Genomic DNA, 16,900 nt, shown 5'->3' on the forward strand with positions numbered 1-16,900 from the left:
CAAATTACCAAGCCATTTTTTGTTGGATAAACTTAGTTAGTTTAGCCGCATTGGTTTTGTGTTGGTGAACACGCGGGTGTGCCCAATAGCCGTTAAAATCGAAGGTTAAAGTATCAATGCGTTTATATTTTTTCTGCTGTTTAAACTGCTCAACTGCCTGTTTAACATATCCTGGCCATTTTGAACCTTCACGAGTGGCATCCATACTACCTAAAGCACAGATAAAGTAGGCACTTGGATATTCAGCGTAAATTTTGCTGATAAATTGAGTGTAAGCGTTAATAATATCTTGCTCTGTCGGTTGCGGTTTTAACCGTTTCTCACGGTCAATCAACCAGCTATCATTTTGAAATAAATTGATCACCACAACATCGGGCTGCCACTGACTGAAATCCCACTGGCTATCATTGTTGCCGACGGCGGATAATTGGTCGTAAAACTGCGGCATAATAAAATCAAACCAGCTGATCATAATACCTATGCCACTTTGTGAAACTGTATGTTGCTCAGCATTTAGTGCACGTGCTGTGATTGAACTATACGACCAATAGTTATTCTTTTCTGAGTTTAAATGGTCTGCGCCATTATCCGCTGCTTCATTACCCATACCTGTGGTAATAGAATCACCAAAAAAGGCGATTTTTCGTTGTGGGCGAGGGGCGGGCTGCTTCAGCTTGCCATCAACTGATATGCCATAAAAATAGCTGCCACCTTGTTCACCTTCGGTGCGTTTGTATATTTCTAATGTGTGCTCACCGCTAGATAAATCTTGGGCTATCACATATTCGTGTTTGCCTTTTTTCGCTTCAATCACGTAAGGATGATAAATTTCATCGTCTACTATCACACTAAAATAATTTTCACCTTTTTCATCTTCTAAAGTGATGGCTAGATAAGAGCCAGTAAATTTAGTTTTAATTGAAGTACCGGGCCAAGAAATCATAGGTTTGTGTTTTTGACTAAAGTCGACGCGACCTGTGTATTGAAAGTTTTTATTGTCAGCGGTAAACAGGTTAGCCGCGATACTCAGTTGAGTGCTAGCCAACAAACAGCCTAGGCTAAATAAGCTAATTTTTGTAATTGTTTTCATTTTTGTTGTTAAGTGCATGGAGTTTTCCATTTATCGTTATAATCTAAAACCTGCAAGCAGGTGGTCTAAGTTGGCATCATAAAACATTCTGTTGAGGTTAATCTAGTTGATCTTTTGATTAATTCGCGTAGAATCCGCGCTTCACTATATTAGGTACGCTGGCTTAGTGATCGGCTTACCCGAATTTTGGAGATTATTATGTCACTAACTATTGAAGAAAAAGCGAAAATTGTAGCTGAATATGCAACTAAAGAAGGCGACACTGGTTCACCTGAAGTACAAGTTGCTTTGTTAACTTTCCGTATTAACAAGTTACAAGGTCACTTCTCTGACCACAAAAAAGATCATCACTCACGTCGTGGTTTGATCCGCATGGTTAACTCTCGTCGTAGTTTATTAGACTACTTAAAGCGTAAAAACCTTGAGCGTTACTCTTCATTAATTCAACGTTTAGGCTTACGTCGCTAATCGTTAAATGAATTTATTGTGAAAAAAGGGCCTAAATGGCCCTTTTTTTTTCTGTTTTGCACATAGGATATACTTATTTGCAAAATAGTTACGTATAATTAGTCGCGAAAATAAGCGATCAAAGATTAAAGTAAGAACAAAGGAAACATTATTGTGACTCCAATTACAACTTCATTCCAGTTTGGCCAACACCAGGTCACTTTGGAAACAGGTGTTGTTGCTAGACAAGCATCAGCAGCTGTTATGGTGAGTATGGACGATACTTCAGTATTAGTAAGTGTCGTAGCAAAAAAAGATGACGAAGTAAGAGATTTTTTCCCATTAACGGTTAACTACTTAGAGAAAACTTATGCAGCAGGTAAAATCCCTGGTGGTTTCTTTAAGCGTGAAGGCAAACCGTCTGAAGGTGAAACTTTAACGGCTCGATTAATTGACCGTCCAATCCGCCCATTATTCCCGAAAGAATACACCAACGAAGTACAAGTTGTTGCAACTGTAATGTCGGTAAACCCTGAAATTGCACCTGATATCGTATCTATGATTGGTGTTTCTGCGGCTTTATCAATTGCAGGTATTCCTTTCCAAGGTCCAATCGGTGCTGCTCGTGTTGGTTATAAAGATGGCCAATACATGTTAAACCCATTAACCAGCGAAATGGCTGATTCTGAATTAGATTTAGTGGTTGCTGGTACTGAAAACGCTGTACTTATGGTTGAATCTGAAGCTTCAATTTTAAGCGAAGATACTATGTTAGGTGCGGTTGTTTATGGTCACGAGCAAATGCAAACTGTGATTGAAAACATCAACAAGTTTGTTGAAGCTGTTAACCCTGCGCCTTCTACTTGGGTTGCGCCTGAAGTTGATTCTGCTTTGTACGAAAAAGTTGAAGCTTTATCAAAAGACGGTTTTGTCCAAGCTTACCAAATTGCTGACAAAGTTGAGCGTAAAGACGCTGCATCAGCAGTTAAAGAAGCTGCGGTAGCAAAAATTGTTGAAGAAAGCGAAGAAGTTGACCAAAAATTAGTTGGTGAATTCTTAGGCTCTGTTGAGAAGAAAGTTGTACGTAGCCGCATTATTGCTGGTGAGCCACGTATTGATGGTCGTGATCCTACTATGGTTCGTGCACTTGACGTACGCACTGGTATTTTACCACGTACTCACGGTTCTTCTTTATTCACTCGTGGTGAAACGCAAGCAATCGTTGTTGCAACTTTAGGTACTGAAAAAGATGCACAAAGATTTGACGATTTGACTGGTGATAAAACAGATCATTTCTTATTCCACTACAACTTCCCTCCTTACTGTGTTGGTGAAACTGGTATGGTTGGTGCGCCTAAGCGTCGTGAAATCGGTCACGGTCGTTTAGCAAAACGTGGTGTTGCGGCTGTTATGCCAACAGTTGAAGAATTCCCGTACACAGTACGTGTTGTTTCTGAAATTACTGAATCAAACGGTTCAAGCTCTATGGCTTCTGTTTGTGGTTCTTCACTTGCGTTAATGGACGCTGGTGTTCCAATTAAAGCTTCTGTTGCGGGTATCGCAATGGGCTTAGTTAAAGAAGGCGACAATTTTGTTGTTCTTTCTGACATTTTAGGTGACGAAGACCACTTAGGTGATATGGACTTTAAAGTAGCGGGTACAACTGAAGGTATCACTGCGCTGCAAATGGATATCAAAATTGAAGGTATCACCAAAGAAATCATGCAAATTGCATTAAACCAAGCGAAAGCGGCTCGTTTACACATTTTAGGTGTAATGGATCAAGCTATCGGTGGTCACAGAACTGAAGTTTCTGAATTTGCTCCACGTATTTACACTATCAAAATCAGCCCGGATAAAATCCGTGACGTTATCGGTAAAGGCGGCGCAACTATCCGTCAATTAACAGAAGAAACGGGTACTACTATCGAGATTGAAGATGACGGTACTGTAAAAATTGCTGCAACTGGTAAAGACAAAGCAGACGCTGCAATTGACCGTATCAAGTCTTTAACTGCTGAAGTTGAAGTAGGTACTATTTACGACGGTAAAGTTACTCGTATTGTAGATTTCGGTGCATTTGTTGAAATTTTACCTGGCAAAGAAGGCCTAGTGCATATTTCTCAAATTGCAGAAGAGCGTGTTAACAATGTTTCTGATTACTTATCTCAAGGTCAAGTGACTAAAGTTAAAGTATTAGAAATCGACCGCCAAGGCCGTGTTCGTTTAAGTATGAAAGCTTGTGCTGAGCCTAAGCCTGCTGCACCAGAAGCAAGCGAAAGCGCTGAATAAGTTAGCTTTTAGCTACTAAATTTTAAAAAGCGAGTTGATGCAAATTAACTCGCTTTTTTTCTGCCTAAAATTTCTTCATTTATCTTTATCTATCTTAACCACTTGGTAACTGCGGTATTTATATACTTTTCATTTTTATAAGTGATTTGTGTTGAAAATGCGCTTTCTTCTATTCAACATTTTATTATGTCTACTGGCTTTAGCTGCTTGTGGTGAGCAAAATCAAACTGTCGCTGTGGTTTCTCCGAATAAACAACTTGAGTTTAAGGTGGTTAGCCAAGTTGATGCTGAGCTGTCATTGCAGATTTTGCGTGATGAGCAATTTGTATGGCAGCTAAATGCTTTGCAATTGAATTTTGTTGAACATAGAAGCATGCAGCATTTTGAAATTTTAAAAGTACAATCACTTACACATCCACATGCGTTGCAGCATAAAAATTATGCTGAGTTATTCGTCGTGTTAAAAGAGTTTGAACATAGCCGAATTGCCCATTTGCGTGTGCGTGCATTTGATAGTGCCGTGGTGTTTAGATATGAGTTTCCAACTCAATCTAGTTTGGTAGATTTTTCCTTGGATTTGGCTAATCAAACTTTGCCAAGTGTTGATGATGTGAGCTTGCCGGATAAACTTGAATTAACCCATTACCCGCAGTATCCGAGTATTGTGTCCCCTTGGTTTATTTATCAGTTTTGACTATTCCGAATAGGATAGCGCTGTGAGTTTGGTGCACTATTTATTTAGCGCTGCAGGTTCGGTGTCAAAAAAGCTCAAGCTGGTTGGAATATTTTTGGCAAAATCGCTTCGAGGCCATCCATGGCTCGCTCTCAAACGGTATCCCTACCGATTGGAAGTTTTGCAAAAAACAATCCCAACCATCTTTCACGACTCTAATATTGCTGTCCTGTTTATATAAGGTTGTAGACTCATTAGCAGAGAAGTCCAAACTGGCCGAGATGTTTTTTCAAATTTGCTGTTGGGCTGGTGCAATATATCGGAAATTACTAAACAATAACTTTAGCAAAATCGCAGTTATGGACATAATAAATATCAGAGTAAATCATTCATCCATGGCTCGCTCTCAAACGGTATCCCTACCGATTGGAAGTTTTGCAAAAAACAATCCCAACCTCCTTTCACGACTCTAATATTGCTGCCCAGATAGAATCGAAGCAATATCAATTTCAGACAAAAGCATACTCGAATGCTCGTTTTCTAAAATTTCAAAAGATATGGGCGAATCAAAACCGAAGCACCGCTTCGCAGTTTGATGAGGTGGAGTCATGGATGACGACAGGAGAGGACCTTCATGGATGAATTACCTCTCAGTACTTGCATAAGTATCGAAGACTTAGCGTTTTTAGAAAATGATGCTTCGAGTGTGCTTGATTGCACGGCCGAGCAGCGTCTACCTCGGATGCACATGCAATCTAAGTCACCTAAATTGCACGGACACGCATAAATTTATTCAACAAATTATGCCCCCACAAATACAAAGCTAATCCACATAAAATAGCCGCAGTGCCAAGCAATAAATCACGCGTTAATACTTCGCCATTTAATTGATTACCCAAAATAAGTGCAATCACTGGGGTTATCAAAGTCACTAACGACACGGTTGATACCGGTAATTTCTGCAAAATAAAGAAATAAGCAATAAAACCGAATAAAGAGCCAAATAAACCTAAATAGACAATAGCGCCAATTGAGCGCTGACTCCACTGCGCGTAGTCAATTTGTCCATCCATCAAATACCAACAGACAAAATACAAAGGTAAACTCATAGTTACAGCACCAACAGTCGTTGCCATAGGATGTATATCAATCTCAACGGTTTTAACCAAAACACCACTTAAACTAAATAGGGTGACAGCAATCAATACAATCACAATGCCAATTAAGTTATTGTCGCCGTTGTTAAAAGCGTCCTTAAAGATAAAAGCCAAACCTAACAAACAGATAACTAAAGCAAACCAACGAATTTTAGTAAATGGTGCATCACCCAATATTTTTTGCCCAGCAAAACCAGCAATTACCGGCGCTAAACCAAATACCACAGATATTAACCCTGATGGAATGTACCAGGCGGCTAAGTAACTAAACATCATGCCACCAAAAACACCAACAACAGAATAGGCATATAGTTTTAACGCAGCTTTATTAATTGGTAAACGAATACCTAAAATGGGTAGGAGAGACAAACCAATGACAGAGGCTAAGCACATACGCAACATTACCGCCAATACAGGGTGCATAGATTCACTACTCCATACGATACCGAGTGGCGTAGTCGACCAAATTAAAACGACGGCTAAATAGCTAAATGTAACTTTTGATGAAGTTTGCATTGTGTTATCCCTAAATAAACTGAGAAAAAAGTCACCAATGCAAACAAAAAAGCCGCATCGATAACTGAATGCGGCTTTTAACAATGGGTCTTATATACTTGTTAACTTCCGCATTCAAATACACGCATACGCATAGGCAGCGGGCGAATGACGACCACTGGTTTTGGTAAGCGAATATTAAAGGCGGTTAAGTTCAAAATAAGTCCAAAATTGTTGTTAATAGCCACTCCACTATGCCACTGTTTTTGTAATTTGGTCAATGACAAATTAATGACAATTTTAAACCCACAAAAGAATGATGGTGATTTGGTCTTACCAATATGTTAATTTATGCGCACTCGAACATGATTAATGAGGTTAGCTATGCAAAAAGGCATTGATGATTCTTTGTTAGAAACAGTCCGCTATTTAGGGACCGAACTCGGTCAAATTATCCAACAGCACTTAGGTGATGAATGGTTGGAGCGTATTGAGACTGTACGAAAACAAGGTCGTAAATCTTATGCAGGTGACAAAGCCGCAACTAAAAGTTTGCAAGCGCTATTTGCGCAAATGCCAGACGAGTCATTATTGACTATTGGCCGAGCTTTTTCACAATTCTTAAATTTAGCCAATTTAGCAGAGCAAGAGCACACAGTTGCTAACGTTAGCGAACAAGATCCAGTTGATGAGTTCTTAGCTAAAATTAAACAAACTGACCAAACTCAAATGACACTCGCACAAGCGGTCGAGCATTTATCCATTGAGTTAGTATTAACAGCGCATCCAACAGAAGTCACGCGCCGTACCCTTATTTATAAATACTCACGTTTAGCTGAGTGTTTGTCACAATTACACGAAAGTGATTTAACTGACAAACAACGTAAAAAAGTTGAGCAGCGTATTGCTGAGTTAATCAGCCAAGCTTGGCACACGGATGAAATTCGTGCTGCACGCCCAACACCAGTTGACGAAGCACAATGGGGTTTTTCTGTTATTGAAAACTCTTTGTGGCAAGCCGTGCCAGATTTTATTCGTACTTTAGATGGCAAGTTGGCGGAAAACTTTGGTTTAAATTTACCAACAGATGCAGTACCAGTGCGTTTTGCCTCTTGGATGGGTGGTGACCGTGACGGCAACCCATTTGTGACGTCTAAAGTAACAGAGCAAGTATTATTGCTTGCGCGTAAACGTGCTGCGGTTTTATTTTTAGATGATATCAACAAATTGTACGTTGAATTGTCTATGGCACAATGCTCGGACGAATTGCAACAGCAAGTTGGTGCTGATGAGCATGAACCTTACCGCGCGACTATACTGCAATTAAAGAGCAAGTTAGAAAACACAGTTGAAGGTATTGAAGCTTATTTAGCTGGCGAGCAATATCAAAGTGAAACTTGGATAAATCACCAAGACGAGCTAATCAAACCACTTCAAGCTTGTTATCAGTCGCTGAATGCAGTTGGTATGCAGGTTATTGCCAACGGTTTATTGTTAGATACCATTCGTCGTGCACATTGTTTTGGTATTCATTTACTTAAATTAGATATCCGTCAAGATTCGGATCGTCACGACCAAGTGTTTAGTGAAATCACTCGTTATTTAGGTTTAGGTGATTACTCAAACTGGACTGAAGCGGATAAACAAGCATTCTTGTTGCGTGAGCTTGCTTCTAAACGCCCACTTATTCCAAGAGTATGGCAGCCATCAGCAGATGTCCAAGAAGTATTAGACACCTGTAAAGTGGTCGCTCAGCAAAACCAACAAGCGCTAGGCATTTATATTATTTCAATGGCGCGTGCGCCGTCTGACGTATTAGAAGTCCACTTGTTATTGCAAGAAGCGGGTATTAAATGGCCTATGCCAGTTGCGCCATTGTTTGAAACCTTAGACGATTTAAACAATGCATACGACAGTATGGCAGCCTTATTAGATATTGAATGGTATCGTGGATTTATCCGTAACCATCAATATGTGATGATAGGTTATTCTGATTCAGCTAAAGATGCCGGTGCATTAGCAGCAGGTTGGGCACAATATCAATCGCAAGAAGCTTTAGTTGCCTTGGCTGAGCAGCACCAAGTTAAATTAACTTTGTTCCACGGTCGTGGTGGTACTATAGGTCGAGGTGGTTTACCTGCACGCCAAGCAATATTCTCGCAACCACCTGGTAGCTGTTTAGGTGGCCTACGTGTTACTGAACAAGGTGAAACCATTCGTTATAAGTTTGGTACCGAAGCTTTAGCGAATCGCAGCTTTAGTTTATACACAAGTGCGATTTTAGAAGCGCTGATGATCCCACCTCCAGCGCCACAACAAAAATGGCGTGAAGTGATTGAATTTATGGCTGGTCATGCTCGTGACAATTACCGTGAAGTTGTTCGTCATGATGAAAACTTTGTACCTTATTTCAGAAGCGCGACACCTGAGCTTGAGCTGTCGAAATTGCCTTTAGGCAGTCGTCCGTCTAAGCGTAAACCAAATGGTGGGGTAGAGAGTTTGCGTGCTATACCATGGATTTTCGCTTGGGCGCAAAACCGTCTAGTTCTTCCTGCATGGTTAGGCGTAATGAAGGCATTTAAAACTTCATTAGAAGCTGGTCATGAAGATTTGATCAAAGAAATGATGCAGCAATGGCCATTCTTTGCCTCACGTTTATCTATGCTTGAAATGGTCTTTATGAAAGCAAACCCTGAAATGGCGGCTATTTATGATGACCAACTTGTACCTGAGCCACTAAAATACTTCGGTGAGAATTTGCGCACTGAGCTTAAAGAAGCACAAGTATTATTGCTTGAACTTTTAGGGCAAAAAGAAGTGATGCAAAACGATCCGGCTGGCAAAGAGTCTATGCAAATTCGTGCAAACTATTTAGAGCCACTACACTTATTACAAGTTGAGTTGCTTAAACGTGCACGTCAAGCGGATGATGAAGAGCTTGCTCATAGCTTAGAGCGTGCTTTGATGGTGAGTATTGCAGGTGTTGCAACAGGTTTGCGTAACACAGGTTAATTAAACCAACTTAAACAAATTGAAAAGCCACTTTAGTTGCAAAACTAAAGTGGCTTTTTTGTATCTGCCTAACCTAACTAATCTGAACTTGGGTGAACTAGTATGGGCCGTTAACTAGGCTGCTGTCGGTCCAATCACTCTGCCAAATTTGGTGGTTTTGAATAAAGTAAATAATATCGTCGTGAATAATGCCACGATTATCCCAACTGTGCTGAGTGCTGTCTGGTGTTACTTCACCAACAAAATTCAAGGTTGCACTGTCATTGTCTTCAATCACATTTAACAAACCAAGTGTGTTTGAATAAGTCCAACGCCAACTGTTATTCACTAACTCAGTTTTCCACGAATTAACTGGCAAACCAATTCTATGTTCAGTATCTGATACTTTGACGTAAGCTAGCGCTCTATAGTTATACTCCACCTCTGAGTGACTGTTTACAAATACGTGTTTGCCTAATTCAACTGGGTTATTTATATCAGCCACATCAAACAATGCGATTTTTAACCCGGGTTCAATTACGTCATCTTCAGCTTGGCCGTCAGCGCCAATATCACGCAAACCGCCACCATTCGGGTCGACTTCTTGACCAAATCCTAATAACAGATTGTTGCCAAGTGGATGCAAATACGAAGAGAAGCCGGTAATTTCTAATTCGCCAGTAATGTTAGGGTTGGCCGCGTCAGACACGTCTATCACATATAAAGGATCTGTTCGCTCAAACGTGACTATATAAGCTTTATTGGCAAAATAACGCACTGCATATATATCTTCATTCGGTTTACCAATTTTTGCCGGTTGGCTGTCGTTAGGTAACTGGCCGATTATTTTTAAACTTTGGCTATCAGCGTCATGCTGCAAAGTGAATAGTTTATGGGTGAATCTATCATCGCTATTCGACCAATCTGTTTGTGTGGTGACGACGCGTAAAACATTTTGATATTCGCTTAAGCGTAAATGTGGGTTTTGCCAGTTAAGCTGGCCTTCAACCATACCAGAGCCAAGATAATCAAAACTATTATTGTCATCTAACTTAAACTGGTGAATTATGGTTTGACTGGCATTTGCGTTACTTTGATATTCGCTGCCAAATAAATAGATGGATTGTTGGCTAGCATAAAATCCAGCAACAGAAGCATTGATACAGACTGATTCAATTGTTTCTGGATTAGCTAGAGAAACTTTGCTTAAAGTGACTAAAGCGTCAAAACCGTCTTTGTCGGTAGAACCTTGTGGCAAATAACAATTATCTGCTTCAACCAAATTGACATTGTCGGCTTGATTTACTTCAACTTGCGGCAGTATGTCACTTTCAGCTAGTTCAGAGACTCTTTTATAGCTGGCAATTTTTTCTTCATCTGTTGTTGGGCTTAACCACTCATAAGGCAGGGTAGGTGCATAACTACTAACAAAATATAAGTTACCGTCTATCACTCTGCTAGAAATTAAACGCCCATCAATTTTGAATTCTTTTTTCAAAGCGGGCTGTTCGGGCACAGCAATATCTTGAATTGAAATATAAAATGCACTTTCGTAAGGATACCAAAGAGCATCGCCAAATGCTAAAGACGCCATATCCACACCAGTATCTATAGCATAAAAATAGTTTTGTTCGTTAACTAAAACTAAATTGTCGCCAGCCAGATACATAGCATCTGGGTGTATATGTTGTTCGCTAGTTTGCGCGTCAAAGTGAGTGGTCGCTACTTGAGTTAAACTTGCATCTGCGTTGCGTTTTAAAATACGCACATGCGGGGCGACACTGTTTTGATAATTGCCTGAGTCATTAACATATACATAATTGCCATCGTATTTAACTCTGTCGGCTTCATCTACTCCGGCTTCTTGGGTGACGGTTTGCGAGAAATTGCCGCCGTCGTCAGATGAGCCACCGCCAGCATCAGCTGCAGCATCTACAGCCACTTCCGGGACTGCTATACCATCTTTGTACACATAGCCGTTATTGCTTGCAGATAAATACAAACCATTTTTGTAGTGGGTTAAAAATTCAGTTTTTGAGGCTTTAGATAGCGGACTTAATTGAATGGGTTTTTCATTTAAATCGGGTACAACTTGTTGAGGCTGGTCGCCATCGCCTGGATCTGTGTCAATACTACTGCTGCCACAAGCGGTTAAACTAGCTGCTAGCAATAATGCTAGGCTGTTATGAGCGGTTAACGTGCGGTTCATCTTTCTTCTCCTTAAAAAGCATATGTTCAAAGTTTAACCCATTGCCTCAATAATACCGTTGTCAAATGCTAATAAATGTAATTAAGTGTTAATCAATCTAGTAAAAATTCAGATGTGTCTGTAATCTTGGCAATAGATGTATGTTGGAGATTCGACGGTGAAATTCTTTCACAAACAAAAGTTTATTGACTTAAAAGCTTTGCTGCTATTGCTGCCCTTTATCGGAAGCTTGCAAGCTGAAGAGTCTTCGGTTGAACAAGCCGAGGTGGGCGAGTTGTCGATTAGCTTGGTTGTCGGTTACGGCGAAAAATCAAATCCTTTGCACAAAGGAGACGCTTTTCCATTGTTATTGGTACCTTCTGTCCATTATTACGGCAAAAACTGGTATTTCGACAATGGTGATTTAGCCTACACTTTGGTAGAAAACAGCGATTATTCAGTTAACTTAGTTACAAGTTTTAACGGTGAAGCTGCTCATTTTTATGATTGGCATCCGGCCAATATTTTGGCTGTTAGTCAATTTGTTCAATCGGATACTTCTGAGCAAAGCCCTGAGTTTGATCAATCAAGTGAGCCTGCGACCCCATCTCCAGGTACAGGTGGTAATAATGGCGGAGGCTCTGACGGATTTGGTTCAGACCAACAAACCCCGACAGGTATTACTGATATCCCGGAACAAAATCAAAAACAACAAGTTGAAAAAATTCACTATGATCAAATTGCCAAACGTAAATGGAATTTAGATGCGGGTGCGCAATTACATTGGTTTATTGATGAGCAGCAACAAATTAAAATCCGTTGGATGTACGATGTTATGGGGGTACACCAAGGGCATAGTTTAAAACTCGAATACAGTCACAAATGGCGTTTTAATCAATGGCGGCACAAAATTAAATTCGGCATAGATTGGTTATCCAGCGATTTAGTTAATTATTATTATGGTATTTCGCAGCGCGACACCCAAGCAGAAAGTTTATGGTATCAACCAGGTTCGGCTAGCTTGCCTTACCTAGGTTACGCCAGCAGTTATAAATTTAATGATACTTGGTCTTGGGTAATGTCGGCACATTATCAGCAGTTGACGTCCAAAATTGCTGACAGCCCAATAGTTGCTAAGGACTATCGTTACACCCTATTTACAGGGATTAAATATGTTTTTTAAGCAATGGATTATGCGCTGTCGGTTATTATTGTTAGTTTTGTTTAGCTGTCCACAAATATTGAATGCGCAACAACAGCCACATGCTCAGTCAGTTTTTATGGTTAAACCTTTGGTTTGTATTGTTGAACAGTTAGGTCAGCCCTGTCTGATGCAAGCCAAGTTTAGTTGGCAATATGTCAGTAATCAGGCAAATGCCAAGCTGTGCATTTGGCAAGATCAAACAGAGCTTTTTTGTGCTCAGGCTAATGGTCAGTTGCAGCATAAAAAATGGTCGGTAGAGCTAAAAACTTCAACTGTATTTAGTTTACGCTTTGCGCAAAACATTATCGCCGAACAAAAAGTTGAAGTAGCAGGATTGCAGCCTCCTCAGTATAGGCGGCGTTTGCACTCAGATTGGAGTTTATTCTAATGCAGAATATTTTATTGGTTGAAGATGATGAAAAGTTAGCCAAATTAATCGCTGATTTTTTACAGCAGAATCAATTTAATGTTGAAGTTGTTAGCCGTGGTGACACAGCGATTAGCCAAATTATCCGTCAGCAACCTGATTTAGTTATTTTAGACATCAACTTACCCGGTCAAGATGGCTTTTCAGTTTGCCGCGCAGTCCGCCCGCAATATAATAAACCTATTTTATTCCTAACAGCTCGAGATAGTGATTTTGATCATGTAACCGGCCTAGAAATTGGCGCAGACGACTATTTAATTAAACCTATTGAGCCACATGTGTTATTGGCACGTTTGCATTCAATTTTACGTAGATGCAACTCACAACCAGTAGCTGTTAGCTCAAATGTTTTGCAGTTTGGCCAGTTGACGATAGATAAACAGTCACACAAAGTTGCTTTGGCGGGTGAGCGGGTCGAATTAACCAGTCATGAATTTGAGCTACTCGCATTGTTGGCGGAAAAGCCAGGTGAAGTACAAACCCGCGAATATGTACATCAAAAAATGATTGGCCGCGAATATGATGGCTTAGACCGCAGTGTAGATGTGCGCATCTCAAGGCTACGTAAAAAACTCCAGGATGATTTAAAAAATCCATATCGAATAGTGACTGTGTGGGGTAAAGGTTATTTATTTAGTGCCACAGCGTGGGACGATGAATGACCAAACTTTTCTTAAGTTTGTATATATTTATTTTGCTCGCTATGGCCACAATCGGCTGGGGTGGCGAATGGTTATGGCAAAAACTTCAGCCTAGGCATAATCAGCAGCAAAATATAACCTCAGGCTCAGAGCAAGCTTGGTTAACCTCGGCACAATTAGCCGCAGCATGGTATCAAGATTCTGCGCAGCACAACCAAGCTCAATTGTTAACTCAACTTAGCCAGCAGTTTGCCACTCAGGTTAGTGTTATTAATAAACAAGATTTACCTATCCAGATTAGCCAGCAAGGGTTAGTTAGTTATTTGGATGATAATCGCTTGATGGTATTTCAGCCCTTGGTTACTAAGGAGCAAGTATTACAAATTGGGCCTATTGTGCTGGCCGATAATACCGCAGATGAGCAGACGCTAAAAACCACACTCTTGTTTATCTCGTATCTGATGCTCGCTTTGTTTGTCGCATTGTGGACTTGGCCGCTTTGGCGAGATTTGCGTGCGCTTGAGCGCAGCAGCGAACAAATAGCTAAAGGTCAATTCGAACAAACTAGCGCGATTGCACCCACTTCGCCTGTCTATTTTTTAGCTCAAGCTATGCACAATATGGCGAATAAGATTGGCGAGTTAATTGAAGGGCAAAAAATGATGTTAAACGCTGTCAGCCATGACTTGCGTACGCCTTTATCTCGGCTTAAATTTTCGTTAGCGGTTGAAGATAAAAACGAACAAAAACAGTCAATGCAACAAGATATTAATGCGCTGGAAAAACTTATTGACGAACTGCTTAGTTTTGCCCGTTTTGAGCACCAAAATCAAAGTATTCAACTAGCACAAATTCCGCTCGAACAAGTTTGTCAGTCGGTGATAGAAAACTTACAGCCAAGCGATGTTTGTATTCAATTCGAATGTAAATTGGCCGAAAATCAGCTTTGGTTATGCGATGGTTTTTTATTTGAACGTATAGTACAAAACTTACTGAGCAACGCAGTTAAATATGCAAAATCACAAGTTAAACTGGAACTGAATATTGTCGAATCAAAGTTGTTGTTAATTGTCGATGATGATGGTGACGGCATCACAAAAGAAAACTGGCCGTATATTTTTAAGCCTTTCTATCGTATTGAAAAAGGGCAAAAAAATGCACACAAAGGTTTTGGTTTAGGGTTGGCGATAGTCGCGAAAATTGCTGCTTGGCATCAAGGGCGTTGTTATGTTGAACAAGCGCCTATTGGCGGCGCTCGCTTTGTGGTGGAGTTAAGATAAGTATTTATTCCTCGTCATCCACTTGTTCTGCTTTAAAGGTTTTTATCGCTTTATCTAAATGTTTTTTCGCTAGGTTTAACTGAATTGGATTAGTCACCAGCGGATAACATAACGCCACAATCACCATAGGAATTAACATCCACCATTCTTCAAATTTAGCCACCATAATAAAAATCGGCGTTAATATGGCTAATTTCGTAATATTCAGAATAAATTTATCCGGCACTGTCATGTATGAAGCTGCCAACAACAAAATTTGTGCGCGTTCAGTAAAACTAAATGATTTAAGTTCAGGTATTTGTGAAGATTTTAGGTAAAATGCCATAGTCAGTTAAACTTATTAACCTGAAAACAGGTATAAACAAAAGTTGCACCATTTTAACCAGAAAATTGATTTATTCCACAGGACCGAGCTTTTATGTCTATTTTTTACCAAGTGCGCCGCGAATATGCACTAAGTGATTTGTCTGAAAACGACTTAACTGAGTCGCCATTTGAGTTGTTTGAAACTTGGTTACAGCAAGTAATGCAGATAGATAAAATATCCGACCCAACTGCCATGATAGTTGCGACTGTTGATGAGCAAGGACAAAGTTATCAGCGCACTGTGCTGATGAAAGCTGTCGATGACACAGGCATCACCTTTTATACCAATAAACAGAGTCGCAAAGGCAAACAACTAGCACAAAACAATCGTATTAGCGCAATATTCCCTTGGTTAGCCGCTGAGCGCCAAGTGGTATTTAGTGGTGAAGTGGTTGAACTAACGGATGCCAAAAATGATGAGTATTTCGCTAGCCGCCCGTTTGAAAGCAAAATTGCGGCGATAGCCTCTGCTCAAAGTGAAATAATCGATTCACGTGAAAGTTTGGAACAAAAATACCATGCGTTAGTCGAACAGTACCAAGGCAAAGAAGTACCTAGACCAAAACATTGGGGTGGATACAAAATTATTGCCGAACAAGTCGAGTTTTGGCAGGGTGGTGAATTTAGAATGCATGACAGGTTTTTGTACCAACGCACAAATTCAGACTGGAAAGTTTGCCGATTACAGCCTTAACTTAGAGTGGAATTAAAATAACCAAAGGAAAATAAAGTGGAAAATTTATCTAGTTTGGCACAAAAGATCATAGAGCAAGTGTGCCAACAGGTGTTAGGTAAACCACAACAAGTTAAATTGGCGTTAGCTTGTTTATTAGCAAAAGGGCACTTGTTAATTGAAGATTTGCCCGGCATGGGCAAAACCACCTTATCACATGCAATCGCCCATGCTATGGGGCTAAGCTACAATAGAGTACAGTTCACGTCTGATTTATTACCAGCCGATATCACAGGTGTGTCGGTTTATAATCAACAAATCAATAAATTTGAATTTCACCCAGGCCCTTTATTTAGCCAGTTGGTTTTGGCCGATGAAATAAACCGAGCTAGCCCAAAAACACAAAGCGCTTTGTTAGAAGCAATGGCTGAACAACAAGTCACAGTGGATGGCACTACTTATCCAATGACAGCGCCATTTTTTGTAATTGCGACACAAAACCCACAAGAGCAGGTTGGCACTCATCCTTTGCCTGAAAGTCAATTAGACAGATTTCTAATCCGTATCCGATTGGGTTATCCCAGTGAAGAATATGAATTGTTAATGTTGCAAAATGCTCACCTCAATAGTGAACAGCATAGCCAAGCTTGCTGTAGTGCTGAAGAATTAGTTGCTATGCAGCAAGCAGTAGAACAAGTTTATAGCTCAGAAGAAGTACTAAAATACATTATTCGTTTAAGCCAGTTTACTCGCCAGAGCAATCAGTTTAGCCATGCTTTGTCGCCACGTGGTTCGAATGCGATTAAACAAGCTAGTAAAGCTTGGGCATTTTTGCATGGACGAAACTATGTTCAACCTGATGATGTAAAAGCAATATTTACCGCAGTGGCGGAACATAGAATTAACCCTGAAGATAATCTTAATCAACTGCCAATGAGCGAGCTTGTTATGCAAAATGTGGAAGTATTGAGCTAAG

At 40.2% G+C, this 16,900-nt stretch carries 14 protein-coding genes; 10 read left to right on the plus strand and 4 right to left on the minus strand.

Features of this window, described 5'->3' with window-relative positions; all coding sequences use genetic code 11:
• Positions 1-4 precede the first annotated feature (4 nt).
• Complete coding sequence (locus ACMZOO_RS13605) at positions 5-1,090, minus strand: GDSL-type esterase/lipase family protein (protein WP_440903869.1); 1,086 nt, start codon at positions 1,088-1,090, stop codon at positions 5-7.
• 198 nt (positions 1,091-1,288) lie between these two features.
• Here ACMZOO_RS13605 and rpsO point away from each other — a divergent pair, with 198 nt between their 5' ends.
• The 3 genes from rpsO (at position 1,289) to ACMZOO_RS13620 (ending at position 4,523) form a co-directional block, all read left to right on the plus strand.
• Positions 1,289-1,558, plus strand: coding sequence for a 30S ribosomal protein S15 (rpsO, locus tag ACMZOO_RS13610; protein ID WP_440903870.1), 270 nt, complete (start codon positions 1,289-1,291; stop codon positions 1,556-1,558).
• Positions 1,559-1,711: 153 nt separating this feature from the next.
• Positions 1,712-3,829, plus strand: a complete 2,118-nt coding sequence (pnp, locus tag ACMZOO_RS13615; protein WP_440903871.1) for a polyribonucleotide nucleotidyltransferase — start codon at positions 1,712-1,714, stop codon at positions 3,827-3,829.
• A gap of 157 nt (positions 3,830-3,986) precedes the next feature.
• A complete protein-coding gene (locus tag ACMZOO_RS13620; RefSeq protein WP_440903872.1) occupies positions 3,987-4,523 on the plus strand; it encodes a glycoside hydrolase family 97 N-terminal domain-containing protein in 537 nt (178 codons plus the stop codon).
• Between the two features lie 743 nt (positions 4,524-5,266).
• On the opposite strand, the gene ACMZOO_RS13625 is transcribed toward ACMZOO_RS13620, so the two are convergent.
• On the minus strand, positions 5,267-6,175 hold the full coding sequence (locus tag ACMZOO_RS13625; protein ID WP_440903873.1) for a DMT family transporter: 909 nt from the start codon (positions 6,173-6,175) through the stop codon (positions 5,267-5,269).
• A 363-nt stretch (positions 6,176-6,538) separates the two neighbouring features.
• On the opposite strand from ACMZOO_RS13625, the gene ppc reads away from it, so the two are divergent.
• Positions 6,539-9,166, plus strand: a complete 2,628-nt coding sequence (ppc, locus tag ACMZOO_RS13630) for a phosphoenolpyruvate carboxylase (RefSeq protein WP_440903874.1) — start codon at positions 6,539-6,541, stop codon at positions 9,164-9,166.
• Between the two features lie 97 nt (positions 9,167-9,263).
• Here ppc and ACMZOO_RS13635 read toward each other — a convergent pair whose 3' ends face one another.
• Entirely contained in the window at positions 9,264-11,354 is a 2,091-nt protein-coding gene (locus ACMZOO_RS13635; protein WP_440903875.1) for a beta-propeller domain-containing protein, read from the minus strand.
• Positions 11,355-11,511: 157 nt separating this feature from the next.
• Between ACMZOO_RS13635 and ACMZOO_RS13640 the strand changes: the two genes are divergently transcribed.
• The 4 genes from ACMZOO_RS13640 to ACMZOO_RS13655 are packed head-to-tail and all read left to right on the plus strand — an operon-like array spanning position 11,512 to position 14,885.
• Positions 11,512-12,516, plus strand: a complete 1,005-nt coding sequence (locus ACMZOO_RS13640) for a MipA/OmpV family protein (RefSeq protein ID WP_440903876.1) — start codon at positions 11,512-11,514, stop codon at positions 12,514-12,516.
• Complete coding sequence (locus ACMZOO_RS13645; protein WP_440903877.1) at positions 12,506-12,925, plus strand: DUF3019 domain-containing protein; 420 nt, start codon at positions 12,506-12,508, stop codon at positions 12,923-12,925. The genes ACMZOO_RS13640 and ACMZOO_RS13645 overlap by 11 nt, the downstream gene beginning before the upstream one ends.
• Positions 12,925-13,626 (plus strand): response regulator, encoded by a 702-nt coding sequence (locus ACMZOO_RS13650; RefSeq protein WP_016957974.1) that lies wholly within the window; start codon positions 12,925-12,927, stop codon positions 13,624-13,626. Before ACMZOO_RS13645 ends, ACMZOO_RS13650 begins: the two co-directional genes overlap by 1 nt.
• Positions 13,623-14,885 (plus strand): ATP-binding protein, encoded by a 1,263-nt coding sequence (locus ACMZOO_RS13655; protein ID WP_440903878.1) that lies wholly within the window; start codon positions 13,623-13,625, stop codon positions 14,883-14,885. The genes ACMZOO_RS13650 and ACMZOO_RS13655 overlap by 4 nt, the downstream gene beginning before the upstream one ends.
• A gap of 4 nt (positions 14,886-14,889) precedes the next feature.
• Here the strand turns inward: ACMZOO_RS13655 and ACMZOO_RS13660 are convergent, their stop codons facing one another.
• Positions 14,890-15,210, minus strand: coding sequence for a DUF6170 family protein (locus tag ACMZOO_RS13660; RefSeq protein ID WP_440903879.1), 321 nt, complete (start codon positions 15,208-15,210; stop codon positions 14,890-14,892).
• A gap of 93 nt (positions 15,211-15,303) precedes the next feature.
• On the opposite strand from ACMZOO_RS13660, the gene pdxH reads away from it, so the two are divergent.
• Both pdxH and ACMZOO_RS13670 read left to right on the plus strand, forming a co-directional pair.
• On the plus strand, positions 15,304-15,945 hold the full coding sequence (gene pdxH, locus ACMZOO_RS13665; protein WP_016957977.1) for a pyridoxamine 5'-phosphate oxidase: 642 nt from the start codon (positions 15,304-15,306) through the stop codon (positions 15,943-15,945).
• Positions 15,946-15,981: 36 nt separating this feature from the next.
• Entirely contained in the window at positions 15,982-16,899 is a 918-nt protein-coding gene (locus ACMZOO_RS13670; RefSeq protein WP_440903880.1) for an AAA family ATPase, read from the plus strand.
• The last annotated feature ends 1 nt before the right edge of the window (position 16,900 follow it).

It is taken from the genome of Catenovulum sp. SX2 (assembly GCF_052056295.1).
Lineage (GTDB): Bacteria > Pseudomonadota > Gammaproteobacteria > Enterobacterales > Alteromonadaceae > Catenovulum.

What these genes read in the sequence shown, in the direction of transcription:
- ACMZOO_RS13655 (WP_440903878.1), top strand. Translation starts at nt 13,623, where the DNA reads ATGACCAAACTTTTCTTAAGTTTGTATATATTTATTTTGCTCGCTATG.
- rpsO (WP_440903870.1), top strand. Translation starts at nt 1,289, where the DNA reads ATGTCACTAACTATTGAAGAAAAAGCGAAAATTGTAGCTGAATATGCA.
- ACMZOO_RS13645 (WP_440903877.1), top strand. Translation starts at nt 12,506, where the DNA reads ATGTTTTTTAAGCAATGGATTATGCGCTGTCGGTTATTATTGTTAGTT.
- ACMZOO_RS13605 (WP_440903869.1), bottom strand. Translation starts at nt 1,090, where the DNA reads ATGAAAACAATTACAAAAATTAGCTTATTTAGCCTAGGCTGTTTGTTG.
- ACMZOO_RS13635 (WP_440903875.1), bottom strand. Translation starts at nt 11,354, where the DNA reads ATGAACCGCACGTTAACCGCTCATAACAGCCTAGCATTATTGCTAGCA.
- ACMZOO_RS13625 (WP_440903873.1), bottom strand. Translation starts at nt 6,175, where the DNA reads ATGCAAACTTCATCAAAAGTTACATTTAGCTATTTAGCCGTCGTTTTA.
- ACMZOO_RS13620 (WP_440903872.1), top strand. Translation starts at nt 3,987, where the DNA reads ATGCGCTTTCTTCTATTCAACATTTTATTATGTCTACTGGCTTTAGCT.
- ppc (WP_440903874.1), top strand. Translation starts at nt 6,539, where the DNA reads ATGCAAAAAGGCATTGATGATTCTTTGTTAGAAACAGTCCGCTATTTA.
- pdxH (WP_016957977.1), top strand. Translation starts at nt 15,304, where the DNA reads ATGTCTATTTTTTACCAAGTGCGCCGCGAATATGCACTAAGTGATTTG.
- ACMZOO_RS13660 (WP_440903879.1), bottom strand. Translation starts at nt 15,210, where the DNA reads ATGGCATTTTACCTAAAATCTTCACAAATACCTGAACTTAAATCATTT.
- ACMZOO_RS13650 (WP_016957974.1), top strand. Translation starts at nt 12,925, where the DNA reads ATGCAGAATATTTTATTGGTTGAAGATGATGAAAAGTTAGCCAAATTA.